The sequence below is a fragment of the Marinospirillum sp. genome (genome assembly GCF_014859565.1).
Genome location: NZ_JACUUA010000355.1, coordinates 1 through 2,568 on the forward strand (window position 1 = coordinate 1; position 2,568 = coordinate 2,568).

Genomic DNA, 2,568 nt, shown 5'->3' on the forward strand with positions numbered 1-2,568 from the left:
CTAAACTTAGTTACAACGCTCGATCACCAGTGCAATGCCCTGACCACCACCAATACACAGGGTGATCAGGCCGTAACGTCCGTTGATACGCTCCAGCTCATACAGGGTTTTTACCGTCAGGATAGCACCTGTCGCTCCCACTGGATGCCCCATGCCCACCGCACCACCGTTGGGATTGAGTTTGTCTGCCGGGAAGTCCAGCTCTTGTGCCACGGCCATCGCCTGGGAGGCAAAGGCTTCATTGGATTCAATCACATCCAGATCACTGACTTTTAAGCCGGCTTGTTCCAGGCAGCAACGTACAGCGGGTACGGGTCCCATACCCATCAGTTGTGGATCAACACCGGCAAAAGCACAGGACAGAATACGGGCACGAGGTTTCAGACCCAGTTTGCGGGCTTCTTCGGCATGAGCCAGTAGCAGGGTGGCTGCACCATCGTTGATGCCAGAAGCATTACCGGCAGTGACCAGTCCATCTTGTTTAAAAGCAGGTTTTAAACGCGCAAAGTCTTCAGTACTGGCATTCTGGCGTACATGTTCATCCAGGCTGAATTCCACCTGTTCACGGCCTTTTTTCACCGAGACAGGTACAATCTGATCAGTAAACCGACCTTCAGCCATTGCGGCAGCAGCCTTCTGGTGACTTTGCAGGGCAAAGGCATCCACCTGCTCACGGGTGTAGCCGTATTTGGCGGCGATGTTTTCTGCGGTGATGCCCATGTGACCACTGCCAAAGGGATCACTGAGAATGCCCAGGGTGAGATCCACCACCGAACCATCACCCATACGCAAGCCGTTACGGGCTTTGGGCAGCAGGTAAGCACCCTGACTCATGGACTCAGCACCACCGGCCAGTGCCAAACTGGAGTCACCACCTTCAATCAGCTGGGCAGCAGAAATGATGGCCTGCAAACCGGAACCGCACAGGCGGTTGACGTTAAGTGCTGCTGAGGTTTGCGGTAAACCGCTGTTGAGGGCAATGTGGCGGGATAAATAGGCATCCTGCGGGGCAGTGGTGATGATGTGACCATACACGGCATGATCGATGTCAGATGCCTGCACGCCGCTGCGCTGAATCACTTCTTTTGCTGTCGCGGTGCCCAGTTCAGCTGGGCTGAGTGCTGACAGACTGCCACCAAAACCACCAATGGCAGTACGTGCACCTTCAATAATGACAACCGAGTTAAATTTCATCTTGTGATCCTGTTGTTTATTGACTGGGTTATTTGCCCAGCATGGAGCGGGCAATCACTTCTTTCATGATTTCCGAGGTGCCGGCATAAATGGTCTGAATGCGGGCATCAACATAAAAACGTGAAATTGGGTATTCGAGGGTGTAGCCATAACCACCAAATAACTGCAGGCATTCATCAATGGTTTTGCACTGCATTTCACTCAGTTGCAGTTTCAGGATGGCGGCATCGGTCGGTGTCATCTGGCCTTGGCGGTATTTGCTGACACACAGGTCAAAATAGGCGCGAGCCATGTCGATTTGGGCCCGAACTTCGGCCAGCTTAAAGCGGGTGTTCTGGAAGTCGGCAATACGCTGACCAAAGGCCTTGCGCTCTTTCACGTAATCCAGTGTGAGTGCCAGTGCGCCCTCCATGGCACCCAGTGCCTGGGAGCCAACACCCAGACGTTCGCGGGGTAATTCCTGCATCAGGTAAGCAAAACCGGAACCTTCCTGACCCAGCAGGGCAGTTTCTGGCAGCATCATGGCATCAAAAAACAACTCGGCGGTATCACTGGCGTGCTGGCCGATTTTTTTGATCGGTTTACCACGGGAAAAACCGGGTAGGTGAGTATCCACCAGAAACAGCGAAACCCCCTTGGCACCCGCAGACGGATCGGTTTTGGCACAGACAATCACCAGGTCCGCCATCATGCCGTTGGTGATAAAAATCTTCGAACCATCCAGCTGCCAGCCGCCATCCACCTTTTGGGCGCGGGTTTTTATTGCCGCCAAATCACTACCGGCACCGGGCTCGGTCATGGCAATGGCACCCATGACCTCACCAGTGGCCATGCGTGGCAACCACTGGTGTTTTTGTTCTTCGGTGGCCAGGTGTTCCAGATAGGGAATCACAATGTTGGCGTGGATGTTGTAACCACTGGCCAGGCCACCAAACCCTCGTCGTGAGATTTCCTCAATCACCAGTTGGGTGATAGCAAAATCGGCACCAGTGCCGCCGTAATCTTCGGCCAGATCAATCGCCAGCATTCCGGCTTCGCCCAGTTTTAACCAGAAGTCACGCGGAACCTGCCCGGCAGCTTCCCATTCGTCGTAAAAAGGGTCGGCTTCCTGTTCCAGAAAGCGGCAAATCATGTCATAAAAAAGCTGGGTGTTTTCGTCTGTTGCGGTCATTCCTATGTTTCCTTACAAAGGTCTTTCCGCAGGTGGCGTTTAAGAATCTTGCCTGCGGTACTTTTGGGGAGAGTTGTGCTGAAAAGGATTTTTTTCGGCAGTTTAAAAGGCGCCAGATGCTGGCGGGCATGCTGGATCAGTTCGTCTTCACTGACTTGTGCATCATCCTTCAGAACCACCACAGCAGTGATGGCTTCAATCCA

2 protein-coding genes and 1 pseudogene are annotated in these 2,568 nt (G+C 53.3%); all 3 read right to left on the reverse strand.

The annotated features are described in order from the left end of the window. Positions 1-6: 6 nt before the first annotated feature. Complete coding sequence (bktB, locus tag IBX50_RS19555) at positions 7-1,194, reverse strand: beta-ketothiolase BktB (RefSeq protein WP_292258072.1); 1,188 nt, start codon at positions 1,192-1,194, stop codon at positions 7-9. A gap of 28 nt (positions 1,195-1,222) precedes the next feature. Further along, entirely contained in the window at positions 1,223-2,365 is a 1,143-nt protein-coding gene (locus IBX50_RS19560) for an acyl-CoA dehydrogenase family protein (protein WP_292258073.1), read from the reverse strand. Positions 2,366-2,367: 2 nt separating this feature from the next. Beyond that, a pseudogene (locus IBX50_RS19565) lies at positions 2,368-2,568 on the reverse strand (acyl-CoA synthetase); the annotation flags it as partial.